The sequence below is a fragment of the Vibrio sp. STUT-A11 genome (genome assembly GCF_026000435.1).
Classification (GTDB): Bacteria; Pseudomonadota; Gammaproteobacteria; order Enterobacterales; family Vibrionaceae; genus Vibrio.
Genome location: NZ_AP026763.1, coordinates 3,132,633 through 3,147,122, shown reverse-complemented (window position 1 = coordinate 3,147,122; position 14,490 = coordinate 3,132,633). Strand labels below are relative to the sequence as shown.

Genomic DNA, 14,490 nt, shown 5'->3' with positions numbered 1-14,490 from the left:
AGTATTGAAGTCATTTAGAGGTATTTCTCTTCAGAAACTAACCAAAATCAAACTCGGGATATAATTCGGTTGAGCAGCCATAAAAATTCCGCATACTTCACAGTAAATCTGAGCCTAGTTTGAAAGATTGAAAAGAAAAAATAAGGTCATAATCCATGGTATTAAAAAGTCGAAATAAATTGCTGCTGATCTCTTTAGTTCCTCTACTGTTGATCACCACGTTGATTTCAGTGGTGTATTACATCAATAGTAGTAATAGCCTAGAAGAGGAGCTGATTCGCGATAGACATGAGTTGTTAGAAACGCGCAAGAAAGAGCTAACCGCCTACATGATGATGGGGGTAACCGCGATCAAACCGCTTTATGATTCTGACGTCAATGGCAGTAATAAAGAAGCCGCGAAAGAAATCTTGAAGGCGATGCGCTTTGAAAGTGATGGTTACTTCTTTGCTTACAACTCAAAGGGTGTGAATACGTTGCATGCTATTAAGCCATCACTAGAAGGTAAAAATCTGTACAACCTTAAAGATGAAAATGGCGTGGCAGTAATTGCTGGCTTAATTGACTCATCGAAGAAGGGCGATGGCTTTTTGTCATTCTCTTGGCATAAGCCAACCATCGATGCGCAAGCTCCAAAGTTAGGTTATGCAGAGTATTTGCCGAAATGGGATTGGGTTCTTGGTACTGGCATTTACATTGATGATATCGACCATCAGGTTGCTATGCAGCGTGAACTACGTACTCAGGAGCTGAATCAAAACACTTTATTTGCTGTGATGATCTCGGTCATTGGCCTCATTTTTACCAGTATCTTGACTAGTATCGTGGTGTCTAAAGGTATCAAACCTTTGCAGCATGTGGCGAACTCACTTAAAGATGTCGCCGCTGGCGGTGGTGATTTAACCGCTCGACTGAAAGTAGAAAGTAAAGATGAAGTGGGTGAAGTGGCTGCAGCATTCAATGAGTTCATGGATAAGCTTCACCCGTTAATGACAGACATTCATGGTTCGGCGTCGACAGTGCAGAGTGTTTCTGAAGAGCTGAATGACAAAACCATCACAGCCAGTGATCAAATGCAAAACCATTGTCTGGAAACCGATAAGGTGGTGACAGCGGTAACGCAAATGAGTATGACGGCAAAAGAAGTGGCCAGTAATACCAGCGCAACGGCAGAGGCGATTGAGGATGCAAATAGCCAAGTAACCGAAGCGCAGCGTGAAGTAGAACAAGCTATTGATGGGATAACAGATCTCGTTGCGGAGATTAATAGCACATCAGACGCTATTTCGGAGCTGAGCCAGCAGACGGATCAAATCACCAAAGTACTGGATGTGATAGGAGAGATTGCAGAACAAACTAACTTGCTCGCCTTGAATGCGGCGATTGAAGCAGCTCGAGCAGGTGAACAAGGAAGAGGTTTCGCGGTGGTTGCTGATGAGGTTCGCTCGCTTGCCAGCCGTACGCAAAATAGCACCCACGAAATCGGTGACATGCTGAAGCAGTTGCGAACTGGCGTTTCACGAGCCGTGACCACTATGTCTGCTAGCCAGGAACGAGGAGTGAAAACGGCAGAAGAATCAGCGCTTATCCAGCAATCTTTATCGAGTGTTCATCACTCAATTGGCACCATCAGGGATATGGGGATTCAGACCGCTTCAGCTGCAGAAGAACAGAGTGCAGTCGCTGACGATATCAATCAAAACTTGGTCGCGATTCAACAAATCGTCAATAACATTACGGACACTTTGCAACACGCCGAGACAATCAGTACCAAGCTGTCGCAATCCGGAACCGAGATTAACGATCTGGTTGGAAACTTTAAACTCTGATGAACTAATAAATTACACAAAAAATCAAATCAGAACGGAAAAAGTGAAAGTCACCCTCGACTTTCGCTTTTTATTTTGTGGAATAGGGGCTCTTACCTTTAAAAGAGACATTCGATGATACTCAAATCCTTACCGAATGAGTCCATGCCCCGAGAGAAGCTTCTCCAAAGAGGACCGCAAGCGCTAAGCGATGCTGAATTGCTTGCTATCTTTCTGCGTACAGGCACACAAGGCATGAATGTGATTGAGTTGGCGGATTTCCTGATTCAGGATTTTGGCTCGCTCAGGAAGCTGTTTTCTGCCTCAGAGAAAGAATTCTGCCAACACAAAGGTCTAGGACAAGCAAAATATGTCCAATTACAAGCCGTGCTTGAGATGACTCAGCGTTATTTGGCGGAAACTTTAAAGCGAGGCGACGCCTTAACCAGTCCGGAGCAAACAAAGTTGTACCTCTCTTCTATTTTAAGAGACCGACAAAGAGAGGCTTTTTACATTCTTTTTCTTGATAATCAGCACCGAGTAATAAAAGACGAAATCTTATTCGAAGGAACACTGGATTCGGCGTCGGTTTATCCGCGAGAAGTGGTGAAAAGAGCCTTGTATCATAACGCTGCAGCCTTGATTCTCGCTCACAATCACCCTTCAGGTGTGGCGGAACCGAGCCAGTCAGATAGAAGAATTACCCGCCGTCTAATCGACGCGTTAGCCCTGGTGGACATTCGCATTTTGGACCATTTCGTCATCGGTGATGGAGAAAGTGTCTCTTTTGCTGAAAGAGGATGGATATAACTGTGCGTTTTTTAGGTTGTTAGTTGCAAAAAATCTGCTATTATCCACGCCACTAAATTTTAAACTGAATTCAGCTTGGACTGCTAGAAAAACCTGCTGTCTAAAAAAAGATCACGAAAACCTGTAAAAAGGATCTGTTCGGGTCTTGAGCAATGCATGTCAAGTTAGTATAATGCGCGACCTTTGATAGCCTTGTATGGATTTTCCATAGCGGTTCTTAACCTCTAACTTCTTTTTGAGAGATAGAGAGGTTCGGCCACCAAGGTTGATATCGAGCTGAAACGATTTTGGAGAAGACATTCATGTCACGAGTATGCCAAGTAACTGGTAAGCGTCCAGTAACGGGTAACAACCGTTCACACGCACGAAATGCTACTAAGCGTCGTTTTCTGCCGAACCTACAAACTCATCGTTTCTGGGTAGAGAGCGAAAAACGTTTTGTTAAACTACGTCTATCTGCTAAAGGTATGCGCATCATCGACAAGAAAGGTATTGATACAGTTCTTGCAGAAATGCGTACACGTGGCGAAAACGTTTAAGAGGAAATAAGCAATGGCAAAGAAAGGCGTTCGTGAGAAAATCCGTCTAGTATCTTCTGCAGGTACAGGCCACTTCTACACAACTGATAAGAACAAGCGTAACATGCCAGGCAAATTTGAGATCAAGAAATTTGATCCAGTTGTACGCCAGCACGTTATGTACAAAGAAGCAAAAATCAAATAATTGGTTTCTGACTCTTTTACGTATTGAAAAACCCAGCTTTCGAGTTGGGTTTTTTATTGCCTGAAAGAAAGGAACTAGGTTCTAGGATCCTAGGTCCTAGAAGTGTTTGCGGTAAGTTCAGTGCTAAACGCAAGCTCAGGTGTTTGTTGTCTTGGAATACAGGACGTTTCGCTTACAGATTACGGAAAGATAAATAAAATTGGTATTTAGTAACCTGATACCCAATATCGTCATCCTGGACAGCGACGAAGGAGCGTGATTCAGGATCTACTGTCCGAGTGCGCTGATATTGCGGTGTTAACTTCGGTTACTTAGTTTCTGTAAATAGATTCCTGATGTCGCTTAGGCTCCTCGGAATTACGGAGTAAAGAACACAGTGCAGGGATGGGAGTGGTATTTAGTAACCTGTATTCCCAAAAAGCAAATATAAGAATTTACGTTTATCACTTTATTTTCCATATGCATCCCTAGGACTTAAACTCTAGGATCTAGGACCTTTCTTTACCTCTAGGACCTGAAACTATGCGCGTTAGCCCGGCTCGTCGTCGCCGATGGAACAATATTCTTATCCTAGCCATCATCGCTTTTATTGTGATCTTAAATGCGCCGATGTGGATCAAAACCTATTTATTACCGGAAGAAGCGGATCCTTACCCAAGCTTGCTGCGCTCTGACCACGAGGTCAGTGCAATTTACTATAGCGGTTGGGAGTTGGATCTTCACAATGGTCAGTGGCAATCCAATATCAACGTTAGTTTGCCCGCAGAAGAGCTTGTGGCTCGCTGGCAGTCTCTTGAAGGCACCGAGCTATCCGAACCGCAGTACGAATCACTAAAGCCACAGCTTGACACACCAGAAACGATAGAAATTTGGTATCAGGGGCTTGATGAGCCACAGCGTATTACATTTTATCGCTTACCCGATTTTTGGCTGTTCAAGAACTGGCAAGATAAATGGATTGCGATTTCAGTCGATGGTGATTACATCCTTCCAGAGTAAGCCTAAGCTATAAAGTGTATATCTGGGTGTATTTCTATTATGCTAGCGGCGCAGATTGATAAACAGAATGAATGGAGCCGACAATGCCTGAATTACCGGAAGTCGAAGTCAGCCGTATGGGAATCACACCACATATGCTTGATCAAACGATCCAGGCGTTTGTGTTTCGTACCCCAAAACTACGCTGGGATATCCCTCAGCAGCTGAAACAACTGGAAGGGCAGGTTATTCGCGCAATCCGACGTCGTGCTAAATACCTGCTTATTGAGACCGATATGGGAACCGCGATTGTTCATCTCGGCATGTCGGGCTCGCTACGTGTGCTTGATGCCGATTTTCCTCCGGCGAAACATGATCATGTGGATCTGAAGCTGACTAATGGCAAAGTACTGCGCTACAACGACCCGCGTCGATTTGGAGCGTGGTTGTGGTGCGCGCCGGGTGAGTCTCACACCGTGCTTGATCATATGGGGCCAGAGCCGTTAACGGACGAATTCAATGCTGAATATGTGGCAGAAAAAGCTCAAGGTAAGCGCGTTGCCGTCAAGCAGTTCATTATGGACAACAAAATGGTGGTTGGCGTTGGTAATATCTACGCCAATGAATCCCTGTTTAAGTCGCGGATTCATCCAACCAGACCTGCGGGTCAAGTGACGGTAGAAGAGTGGAAGTTACTGGTTACCCACATCAAAGCCACGCTAGAAATCGCAATCAATCAAGGTGGTACCACTCTCAAGGATTTTGCCCAGGCAGATGGTAAACCCGGTTACTTCGCCCAGGAGCTGTTGGTATATGGTAAAGCAGGAAATCCTTGTCCTGAATGCGGAGAGCCGCTTCAAGAGCAGAAGATTGGTCAGCGTAATACTTTTTTCTGCGATGAATGCCAGAAGTAAAATTTTTCGCTAGAAGTGCTTTGAAATAAATGGATTGCGGAGAAGCGGAGGCCTGAAGTAACCAAACATGGTTAATTCAGGCTTTTTCACTAATGGCGCTTTTTGCTGTGCATCGCGTCCGCAACGATTTTTGGCACGAATGCACTGACGTCTCCACCATGAATAGCGACTTCGCGAACGATTGTCGATGAGATAAACGCATACTCTTCGGCCGGAGTGAGAAACACGCTTTCTAACCCGGGAAGTAAACGGCGGTACATATTGGTTAAACCGAATTCGTATTCAAAGTCTACTGTGGTTCTCAGGCCCCGTATAAGCACGTTCGCATTGACATCACGAGCAAAGTCCACCATAAGTCCGGAAAAGCCTTGGGCAGATACATTGTTGAGATGCGCGGTGACATCTTTGACAAAGTTGACGCGCTCTTCCAGTGTAAACATAGTGTTTTTACTTGGACTTTCGGCGACAGCGACAATCACTTCATCAAACATATCAGCGGCACGTTCTATCAGGTCCAGATGGCCGTTGGTAATTGGATCAAAAGTGCCTGGGTATATTACTCTTTTCATTTTTCTATTTTCTTATAAAGCTCAAGGTACTGCTGGGAAGTATAACGAATGTCGAACGTCTCGAGCTTTTTAATGCCGTTTTGTATGAAGCTTGCTCGTTTTTGTTCGTCTTCATAGAGTGACACAATGGCATCGGCTAATGCATCGGCATTTCCGGGCTCTATTAATAAGCCATTATAGCCGTGCTCAATAATATCTGGGATCCCTCCGGTGTTCGAGCCAATCACAGGTAAACCTGCAGACATACCTTCTAAGATCACTGAACCCAGTCCTTCTGTATATGACGGGTGGATTTGCAGATCTGCGGCGCTGAACCAGTCGCCCATATTTGTTTGTTTACCTTCAAAGCTAACGTTACTGAGCCCGCTAGCTTGTTGTTCAAGGGCAGGCCTTTCTGGACCATCACCAAGCAAACAGAATTGTATCGGCAGTCCTGATTCTTCGAGTTTTTTTACTGCAGTAATGGTGACATCAAACCCTTTATGTTTAAGCATATTCGCGGCCTGAATGACCAAAAACTTGCCCGGAAATCTTTGTTTAATTGATTGAACGGTTTTCTCGTCAATCGGATATTGGACAGGAGAGCTCGGGATTTTGTGTGTCTGTAAAGCGGGATAGGCATCATTAACACGCTGAACAATCTCGGTACTTAAGCCGACCACGGCTGCTGCTTTAGAATAGGCCAGGTTTGCTAACCATTTCTTTTTTAAAGTGTTGTCGATACGGCGAGTGACAATATATGATGTGCCATACAGCATGTGCTGAATCAAAGCCCAGTAAATGGCTCTGCCTTCATGTACATGGACCAATGCACAATGTTGAGTTATCGACTTTGCGTGAGCTTTAGTAAAGTGCGTCGCGAGCACCAGTTTTACGTCCAGTTGACGGACGGCATCAGCGAAAGGGCTTTTAGGATTGGCGACAACAGTGAGGTCATAGCCTAACTTAACTTGCTGTTTGATAAGCTGAAGCGTCTGGTTTTCACCACCGTGGTACCCTGACGCTAAATTCACGTGGCAGATATTCATGCTTTGACTTGCTCGCATTGAAAGTTATTTAGAACGTTATCCAGCATGGTAATGACGGACTCACTGGTAATTCTTTCCATTGCTTTTGTATCTTGTACTCTGGTACGCCAGTCGACCTGAGAAGGCAGTTTTTGAGTTTCCGCCCACAGAGCGTCGTTGTACGCTGAAACGACCAACGATCGATAGTTATAGGGCCCAGTACGTTCTGGATTATGATGCGCATAGAGCCCAATCACAGGAGTGCCCATGGCATTGGCCATATGCGTTGGTCCTGTATCTGGTGCAATGACCACATCTGCTTTATCGAGTAACGCCAGCATTTGAAGCAGTGAGCTTTGGCCAATAAGGTTGGTGACAGGCTTATCAAGTGCTTGCTCAATGTCACGACCAAGGTCTTTTTCAACTTGCGCAGGGCTTCCGGCAAGAATGACATTAAGATTGTTCGCCATGGCATACTGAATCACGTCTGCATACCCCGTCGCAGTCCAATTCTTGTATGCCTTACTCGCACCAGGAACAATCACTAAGTTTGTTTTGTCGTTGGAAAGGTGTTTAGTCGCCCAGCTTCGTGCGTCATCATTATATTCCAGCGACCATGATGGGGTGAATTCAGGCACACCAAGCTCAATCGCAAACTGGCGTAAGCCATCTAAAACATGATTAGACTCAGGAGAGGGGACCTTGACGTTAGTGAACAAGCGTTGACCGTCTTGACTCCTCTTGGCATCAAACCCAAGCTTGTATTTGGCTTTGATCCCCATAGTCAGTAGGCTGGCTCTGATGGCATACTGCATGTGCAACAAAGCATCAAAGCGTGTGCCTTTAAGTAGCTTCCAAACCCTTAGATATTCGGAAAAGCCATTCTTTTTGTTAAACACCACTACGTTGATATTTGGAATTGATTCAAGTAACTCAGCCTCCAGTTTTCCGGTGATCCAGGTGATCTCCGTTGTTGGCCAGTGCTTTTGTATCGCTTGCACAACTGCGATGGTGTTGCAAACGTCACCAATCGCAGAGAGTCTAAGGATACAGATTTTCTGTGGTGGTTTATTAAAAAGGCTCATGACTATGAAGAGGTTTGTTATTTATCTATGAATTATGCAGTTGCATCTACAGAATGTATACCCAAATAACCCTGAGTTGCGTGATTTGGCGAGATAGGAGCCATGAGCGACTATGCAACAATTTTAATTTTTAGTGGTCCAACCCTTGAGTATTAAGAGGTTTCTTTAATCATTTTGCTTGATCTAAGTACAGGCTTTTACCAAAAAGTTGAACTAGGATGAATTTTTGGTTTCAGGAGCACAGAATAGAGTGCTAATTGTAAAAACCAGGTCAGTTTTTGATATTATTTCTCTGTTTTCTATTAAAAATAAATTTAAATTTTACTTGGCCTTATGCGTCTAGACCCATACTTTAGTCTTTGCTGTAAGGAAAGTGACATATACTTATCGTAATTGGTGGATATATAAATGACAAACGTGGCTGTATTTGTTCCACACAGAGCACAATTTGGAAACATCACAACGCAAATTCCATTGCTTTGCGCCATAAGGAAAGAAATTGGAGACGCAAATATTACGATTTATACCAAGGCCAAAAGCAGTCAACTTCTTGTGTGTAATGGACTTGCAGATAACGTCATTAACTACAAAGGTTGGAATATTCTAAAAATAGTAACGAGTATCAATTCGAATAAATTTGATAAAGTTTTTAATATTTACTCCGGCTCTGAGCGTGTTCATGCGGCACTACTTCTGGCGAAAACAAAAGAAAAATACGCGTTTAGTAACTCCAGGTTTTTGAATAAATGTGGTTTCTATAGCAAGCATTTATTTACGCCAAAAGGTCGACAGTACATCGCAAAAAACAATCTCGATTTAGCTAATGTCGCATTTGGTACCAACTACGATACCACGATTATAAATATGCTGGGCTCCGAAACCGGACAAGATGCAAAGAAAAGCGCGTTAACTTTGGTACCAGCTGGTGGCGCTGGTGCTTTTAAAGTCTGGCCAATTGAAAAGTACTGTGAAGCTGCGAAAGAGATCTATCTTAAGTCAGAAAAGATTGAAAAAGTGAATGTTATTCTTGGTCCTCAAGAAAGCTCGAAGTCAGCAATTGTAGATAACTTATTACAAGACATACCATACGAAATAAAGCACTCTCCCTCTATTTCTGGATTAGTCGATATTGCCAATGAGTCCGCGCTAACGTTGTCGAACGATTGTGGCCCGTGCCATATCTTCCAGATGATGAAAGTGCCGATGGTGATGATTTGGGGCTGGGAGTTTTGCAAAAATTCGGCAAAGGCGCCTTATTTCGTATTACCAGAGTGGTACCACAGTACTGATCATTCTTGGTGTGTGTTTCCTTCTGAGTGTAGCAAGTCTATAGAATCTATATCTGTAGAAAGGGTGAGTAGCTTATCTTTGATGGAGTTAAGTCGAAACACTCAGCCGGCAGCGGCGGTATAAAGCTAACCTGTTCAGCCAACCAGATACTTATATTGAAAAGGCTTCTTAGCTATCTATTGAGGTCAGTAAGAAGCCTTTAAGATGTTGAGTTAATTGCAGTATCATTGCTTAATACAAATCACTTAACGATTTTACCTTTGTCATTCCAGCGAGCTCTAGCGAGACTAGGAATCTAATGGCAGCGCGCTGAGCAGCTAAATGAAATCACTTTGGCTATAAAGTGCTCGGAAGTTAGATCCTGAATCACGCTCCTTCGCCTCTGTTCAGGAAGACGGGAGACGTAAATGCCATTCGCTGTTAAACGAACGGCATTAAGTATCATTGCTGTTTCTTTTTCCACGCTTGCTTGATCAGTTGATAGTTCTTTTCCATGATATTATCCACGTCCAGTGGTGCGACTGACTCACGGCAGGCTTCTCGGAATTCGTCAGCTCTTGCTTTGTTTGCCCAATAACTCATTTCTTGTGCGAGCTTTTCAGGCGCAAAGTCAGATTCAAGAATAGAGCTGACGTCGGCGTTCATCACCTCTTTTGCTCCGCAGTCAACAGTGGTAATCACAGGGCAGCCGCTTGATAACGCTTCAATAGCCGTAAAACCAAATGGCTCGTATTTAGTTGGGAAAACATAACAAGAGGCCATGCTAAAGAAGACTTCAGGGGTACTTTGTTTGCCCAAGAAGTAACATTTATCTTCAATACCAAGTTCTTTAGCGAGATCTTTGTATTGTTGAGGGTGTTGCTCATTACCCACAATAACCAGGCTTGCCTGTTCGTTAAGCAGGCTAAATGCCCTGAGTGTCGGCTCCAACCCTTTGCGGTGATAGCCAGATCCTAAAAATAGGAAGATAGGGTGCTGATCGTCAATTTTCAGTTTTTGCTTTAACTCTGCGACTTGTGACGCGCAGTTTTCACGCGAGAAACGGTTCAAATCAACCGCGTTATGAATAGTGGCGATTTTCTCCGGAGATACCCCGTAATCTTCCATGATTTCAGTACTGCTTTTATGCGAGTTCGATACTACAAATAAATTATCGGCAGACGACAATGCTTTACGTTCGATATACATGGAGACGCGATCCCTTGGTGTTGGGCGCTTGTCTTTTCTCAAATCAACGATGTGTTTACGAGTGCCGCCACCAACGCGAATCAAGTCGTGTGTCCAGGTTTTCCCCAACGCATAAACAATATCATAGTCATTTTCATTGACGTGCTTTTCAACCGCTTTTGCGAATCGATAGGCTCGATGCGCTTTACCAATGCTTATCGGTTTTAGTGTGACAAACTTAATGTTTGGGTGACTTGGCTCTTCGTGAGAACGGCAAATAATGGTGACATCTTCACCTTGTTCACACAGGTATTTGGACAATTGATTTAAGAATAGTTCTGTGCCGCCAACCTTAGCGTGACGCATGTGAATCAGTGCAATCTTCATTATGAACCCTAAAACAGAAAATGGTTTTTATGTTAGCTGATGCTCTAAGTTTACCAAAGGTCGTCGAGTAAAGATGCTGTTAATGCTGTATTTTCTGGGCCAGAAAGAGAAAGGATCTTCCATTCAGCTCCATTGGTACTGTCATCATAACCATGTAGAATACTCCGCGTGACGCTTGAGCTGAAACTTAATCATGGGGCTACATGAAAAAAACTAGCGAAAACACTTCAGGAAAGCCTGGTCAGACTGGGCTCAAACGTATCTATAACGCGACTTTTTATTCCGCTCAAGGGATAAAAGCGGCATTCAAACATGAAGCGGCCGTTCGACAAGAAGTGGCCTTATTTGTCTGTGCTGCCATTATCGTGTTCTGGTTGGATTTGTCCTCGACAGAACGTGTTTTGATGCTTGGTAGTGTCATATTAGTGCTGATTGTCGAGTTACTTAACTCTGCCATTGAAGCGGTAGTGGATCGCATCGGCGTGGAGCAACATGAGCTCAGTGGACGTGCGAAAGACATTGGCTCAGCAGCGGTAATGGTTGCGTTGTTTTTGGCTGCGTTCACTTGGTTAACGCTCCTCTTCTTTTAAGGAACACCATGAAACTTTTTCATCACGGCAATACTCGAATTTGGCATGACGAGTCATTAGTTTCAGAGCCGGAAAAAGCGCTGTTTGATATTGAATACTGGCAGAGTCAGAACGCGGTTGTTGGCAGTGCAACTGGGCGTGGAACCACTTGGTTTGTTCAACTTGATACCATGCAAGCTGCGCTGCGTCATTATCGACGTGGTGGTCTGTTCGGAAAGTTAGTGAAAGATCATTACTGGTTTTCTGGTTGGGACAAGACGCGCAGTGCCGAGGAGTTTCAGCTGTTACTGACGCTCACGGAGGCGGGGGTTAACGTACCGAAGCCCATCGCAGCAAGAGCAGTAAAAACAGGCTTAACCTATCAGGCAGATTTACTCAGCGAGCGCATTCCCAACGCGAAAGATTTAGTCAGTATCCTTCAAGAGCAGGCTTTACCGGCGGAGACGTACCGTAAAGTTGGTCAAGAGATTGCCAAGATGCACGGTGCTGGTGTTAACCACACGGATTTGAATATCCACAATGTTTTACTCGATGCAAACGACAAAGTTTGGCTAATTGATTTTGATAAGTGCTACCAACAAACTGGTTCAGACTGGCAAAAAAACAACTTAGATAGGTTGTTGCGTTCTTTTCGCAAAGAACAACGCAAGCGAGCAATCCACTGGCAAGAAGATGAGTTTAATCATCTTCTTGCTGGATATAAGTGACAGATGATTGGCTTAGTTGTACGACGAACGAGATAAAAACCTGCCTGCGCTTTCGTTCTTATTTTGCCTCGCACCTCATGTTTATGGTTTCCCTGAGTTTTTTCTCACAACATGAGCCAATGATCCCACCCGTAGACTAACTCTTGCTGTTAAGAATCTTAGCAGCTATATCATTGGTAATGGATAAACCTGGATGATCATCATCAAAGTAGAGTGGCACCTTATCTCTAACAGCGTAGCACTGACTCTCATCACAGAAGAAGTCTCTTATCTCAACAGGGTGTAATCCCGGTTTAAAAGTTGATTTAGACATAAAAGAATAAAACAGTTGATTTCGCTTTTCGTAGTACGAGACGTCGACAGATGGAATATTTGTTAGGTCTTTTTTCTGCATGTATGCCTGGTCCACCAGGGTTTTTATACTAATCCCCATTTCTGGCACAGGCATCATTAAATACACTTCCTTTCCCTGTTCAAGAAGAGTATTTACCGTTAGTTTTAGTGATTGTAACACCTGTTCTCTTCTTTCGTCAGAATAGTCATTGGGCAGGTCAGGATAAGAGTGTTCATTACCACCGAATAAGTGAGCAGAGTACCGGTAGGCAATAACAACATTTTTAATTTCATCAGATGATGAAACAAAACTAACGACATCGTTAGTCCAGTTCACACAATCACTAAATTCTTCGCTTTGCATATACGATGGAGGGCACCCTGACATTGTTAGCTGGATAAGATTTTTACTTGTTTTTTTCAATGGTTCAGACAACGAGAACGCTAACTCTGAAGCATGACTGTCACCAATAACAGCCCATTCTGGGTCCATAGAAGAAAAAGTACAGGCATCCTTTGGTTGTTGCCCTGTATATTTAACGATATGACATTTGGCTCTGAATGGACTCATTTGTGCTTTTTTGCTTAACTTTTCATATAGCTCTACAAGTTCCGGCTCTAAAGTTCCTCTTGTTGGAAAGCCCTTTTCTTCTGCTATGAACTTGGTTGTACCGACCAAAATTAGAATTAACCACAAAGGTTTACATTGAAGAAATAGGCGTTTAGCTGAATGTATGTTTTTAGTGAATCGGATTTGTTCCACGGTATGGTAACTGAAGCCACCTAATAATAGACTCAGTGCGATTCCAACAAACAACCATAAAGGAGTGCTTAAGTTTAGTTTGTAGAAAAGAACAACGACAGGCCAGTGCCATAAGTAGATCGAATACGAATATAAACCTATCTGTTGGACAACATAAGAGTCATTCACCCGGTTGCTCTGGTTTGCCCATAAAATAATGAGTGCACCGAGTGTGGGGAGCAGCGTTACCAAGCTTGGCCATACGTAATCCTTATTGATTACCAATGCCGAGCTCAAAACGAGCAGCCAACCTACATACGCAGGGTAAGGTCTCCTCGGCTTGTAAAGAACCGCCCATGAACCTAAAAGCATCTCCCAAGCACGTGCTGAAAGCATAAAGTAGCCACTTGTATCGCCACTAGATGATAAATATCCGCAGTAAAATAAACTGATTAGGAGTAATGTATTGATAGCGACTGCAAGGCGAGACCTCGAAAATAGCTTCAATACGATGCCAATGAAGATCGGGTAAAGTAAATAAAACTGCCATTCGATAGAAAGTGACCATGTGTGTAGCAGCCACTTTTCTCTGGAGGCGGCAGCAAAGTATCCCGCTTCATCTAAATAAACTTGGTTTGATAAGAACGTTAAACTGTATCTGGCATGCTTGGCTAGAGTCTCATACTCTTCTCCAGCAACATAAAACCAGCCTAAGGCTAGCAATGCAACGCAAAGGAATGCGAGCGCGGGTACAATGCGGTTTAACCGTGCTACGTAAAAATTGATTAATGATGATAGGTTTACCAGTTCTCTTTGGAGGATGATCGTGGTCATCAAAAAGCCTGAAATGACGAAGAACACATCAACGCCAACAAAACCTCCGGGAACCCAACTGGAATTAAAATGGTAAACGACAACTAAGATTACCGCTAATGCTCTTAGTGCATTGATATCTTTTCTAAACTGCATATTTTGGACTTGGAACTACATTGAGGAACTTTTACAGGTAGGTTTCTATGGTATATCCAACGCCACCTAAGAGTAGATCATTACTTATGAGCTATTGACAAGGTACATAGTATAGGTGAAAAAAGCACTTATTCATATGAGGCATTTGGAAACTGATGGAACAAAGTTGGTGTAACGTCTTGGAATCGAAAAAACTGTCTTTATTCTTGAACTTGCACCGATGATAAGACTCTGAATCCTTCATCTTGAAGTTACTTGGGTATATGAGTCCATTTAGAAAGTAATTGCGGTAATTACTCACTGCTCTACAATCTCCCCATCAGGTTTAGACAATAAATCAGTGTTTATGTTTTAGGTCGATGAGTTGCAGAACGTTTTGACGCTATGGCTTCCGTTTAACTAAAACAATAA

General features: G+C 43.4%; 14 protein-coding genes. 9 read left to right on the top strand and 5 right to left on the bottom strand.

The annotated features are described in order from the left end of the window. Positions 1-155: 155 nt before the first annotated feature. From OO774_RS14685 to mutM, 6 genes are all read left to right on the top strand, one after another. Positions 156-1,829: a methyl-accepting chemotaxis protein gene (locus OO774_RS14685; protein ID WP_264903340.1), complete on the top strand. Its 1,674-nt coding sequence runs from the start codon at positions 156-158 to the stop codon at positions 1,827-1,829. 114 nt (positions 1,830-1,943) lie between these two features. Beyond that, positions 1,944-2,618 carry a DNA repair protein RadC gene (gene radC, locus OO774_RS14680; protein ID WP_264903339.1) on the top strand — a complete coding sequence of 225 codons (675 nt, stop codon included), beginning with the start codon at positions 1,944-1,946 and terminating at the stop codon, positions 2,616-2,618. A 302-nt stretch (positions 2,619-2,920) separates the two neighbouring features. Next, positions 2,921-3,157: a 50S ribosomal protein L28 gene (gene rpmB, locus OO774_RS14675; protein WP_264903338.1), complete on the top strand. Its 237-nt coding sequence runs from the start codon at positions 2,921-2,923 to the stop codon at positions 3,155-3,157. 13 nt (positions 3,158-3,170) lie between these two features. Beyond that, a complete protein-coding gene (rpmG, locus tag OO774_RS14670; RefSeq protein WP_004410866.1) occupies positions 3,171-3,341 on the top strand; it encodes a 50S ribosomal protein L33 in 171 nt (56 codons plus the stop codon). 522 nt (positions 3,342-3,863) lie between these two features. Continuing rightward, positions 3,864-4,340: a hypothetical protein gene (locus tag OO774_RS14665; RefSeq protein WP_264903337.1), complete on the top strand. Its 477-nt coding sequence runs from the start codon at positions 3,864-3,866 to the stop codon at positions 4,338-4,340. Positions 4,341-4,423: 83 nt separating this feature from the next. Next, positions 4,424-5,233 carry a bifunctional DNA-formamidopyrimidine glycosylase/DNA-(apurinic or apyrimidinic site) lyase gene (gene mutM / locus OO774_RS14660; protein ID WP_264903336.1) on the top strand — a complete coding sequence of 270 codons (810 nt, stop codon included), beginning with the start codon at positions 4,424-4,426 and terminating at the stop codon, positions 5,231-5,233. Positions 5,234-5,322: 89 nt separating this feature from the next. Here the strand turns inward: mutM and coaD are convergent, their stop codons facing one another. The 3 genes from coaD to OO774_RS14645 are packed head-to-tail and all read right to left on the bottom strand — an operon-like array spanning position 5,323 to position 7,894. Next, positions 5,323-5,802 carry a pantetheine-phosphate adenylyltransferase gene (gene coaD / locus OO774_RS14655; protein ID WP_264903335.1) on the bottom strand — a complete coding sequence of 160 codons (480 nt, stop codon included), beginning with the start codon at positions 5,800-5,802 and terminating at the stop codon, positions 5,323-5,325. Continuing rightward, positions 5,799-6,830, bottom strand: coding sequence for a glycosyltransferase family 4 protein (locus OO774_RS14650; protein ID WP_264903334.1), 1,032 nt, complete (start codon positions 6,828-6,830; stop codon positions 5,799-5,801). Before OO774_RS14650 ends, coaD begins: the two co-directional genes overlap by 4 nt. Continuing rightward, positions 6,827-7,894, bottom strand: a complete 1,068-nt coding sequence (locus OO774_RS14645; RefSeq protein ID WP_264903333.1) for a glycosyltransferase family 9 protein — start codon at positions 7,892-7,894, stop codon at positions 6,827-6,829. The genes OO774_RS14650 and OO774_RS14645 overlap by 4 nt, the downstream gene beginning before the upstream one ends. 408 nt (positions 7,895-8,302) lie before the next feature. On the opposite strand from OO774_RS14645, the gene OO774_RS14640 reads away from it, so the two are divergent. Then, positions 8,303-9,307 carry a glycosyltransferase family 9 protein gene (locus OO774_RS14640; RefSeq protein ID WP_264903332.1) on the top strand — a complete coding sequence of 335 codons (1,005 nt, stop codon included), beginning with the start codon at positions 8,303-8,305 and terminating at the stop codon, positions 9,305-9,307. Between the two features lie 318 nt (positions 9,308-9,625). Here OO774_RS14640 and OO774_RS14635 read toward each other — a convergent pair whose 3' ends face one another. Continuing rightward, on the bottom strand, positions 9,626-10,738 hold the full coding sequence (locus OO774_RS14635; protein ID WP_264903331.1) for a glycosyltransferase family 4 protein: 1,113 nt from the start codon (positions 10,736-10,738) through the stop codon (positions 9,626-9,628). Positions 10,739-10,941: 203 nt separating this feature from the next. Between OO774_RS14635 and OO774_RS14630 the strand changes: the two genes are divergently transcribed. Further along, positions 10,942-11,328 (top strand): diacylglycerol kinase, encoded by a 387-nt coding sequence (locus tag OO774_RS14630; protein WP_264903330.1) that lies wholly within the window; start codon positions 10,942-10,944, stop codon positions 11,326-11,328. Between the two features lie 8 nt (positions 11,329-11,336). Then, positions 11,337-12,035 (top strand): 3-deoxy-D-manno-octulosonic acid kinase, encoded by a 699-nt coding sequence (locus OO774_RS14625; RefSeq protein ID WP_264903329.1) that lies wholly within the window; start codon positions 11,337-11,339, stop codon positions 12,033-12,035. A gap of 136 nt (positions 12,036-12,171) precedes the next feature. On the opposite strand, the gene OO774_RS14620 is transcribed toward OO774_RS14625, so the two are convergent. Continuing rightward, positions 12,172-14,079, bottom strand: a complete 1,908-nt coding sequence (locus OO774_RS14620) for an acyltransferase family protein (protein ID WP_264903328.1) — start codon at positions 14,077-14,079, stop codon at positions 12,172-12,174. Positions 14,080-14,490: the final 411 nt, after the last annotated feature.

Bases quoted from the DNA above. Each gene is read 5' to 3' on its own strand.
- OO774_RS14665 (WP_264903337.1), top strand. From the start codon at position 3,864: ATGCGCGTTAGCCCGGCTCGTCGTCGCCGATGGAACAATATTCTTATC.
- OO774_RS14645 (WP_264903333.1), bottom strand. From the start codon at position 7,894: ATGAGCCTTTTTAATAAACCACCACAGAAAATCTGTATCCTTAGACTC.
- rpmB (WP_264903338.1), top strand. From the start codon at position 2,921: ATGTCACGAGTATGCCAAGTAACTGGTAAGCGTCCAGTAACGGGTAAC.
- coaD (WP_264903335.1), bottom strand. From the start codon at position 5,802: ATGAAAAGAGTAATATACCCAGGCACTTTTGATCCAATTACCAACGGC.
- OO774_RS14625 (WP_264903329.1), top strand. From the start codon at position 11,337: ATGAAACTTTTTCATCACGGCAATACTCGAATTTGGCATGACGAGTCA.
- OO774_RS14640 (WP_264903332.1), top strand. From the start codon at position 8,303: ATGACAAACGTGGCTGTATTTGTTCCACACAGAGCACAATTTGGAAAC.
- OO774_RS14650 (WP_264903334.1), bottom strand. From the start codon at position 6,830: ATGAATATCTGCCACGTGAATTTAGCGTCAGGGTACCACGGTGGTGAA.
- OO774_RS14620 (WP_264903328.1), bottom strand. From the start codon at position 14,079: ATGCAGTTTAGAAAAGATATCAATGCACTAAGAGCATTAGCGGTAATC.
- rpmG (WP_004410866.1), top strand. From the start codon at position 3,171: ATGGCAAAGAAAGGCGTTCGTGAGAAAATCCGTCTAGTATCTTCTGCA.
- OO774_RS14630 (WP_264903330.1), top strand. From the start codon at position 10,942: ATGAAAAAAACTAGCGAAAACACTTCAGGAAAGCCTGGTCAGACTGGG.
- mutM (WP_264903336.1), top strand. From the start codon at position 4,424: ATGCCTGAATTACCGGAAGTCGAAGTCAGCCGTATGGGAATCACACCA.
- OO774_RS14685 (WP_264903340.1), top strand. From the start codon at position 156: ATGGTATTAAAAAGTCGAAATAAATTGCTGCTGATCTCTTTAGTTCCT.
- OO774_RS14635 (WP_264903331.1), bottom strand. From the start codon at position 10,738: ATGAAGATTGCACTGATTCACATGCGTCACGCTAAGGTTGGCGGCACA.
- radC (WP_264903339.1), top strand. From the start codon at position 1,944: ATGATACTCAAATCCTTACCGAATGAGTCCATGCCCCGAGAGAAGCTT.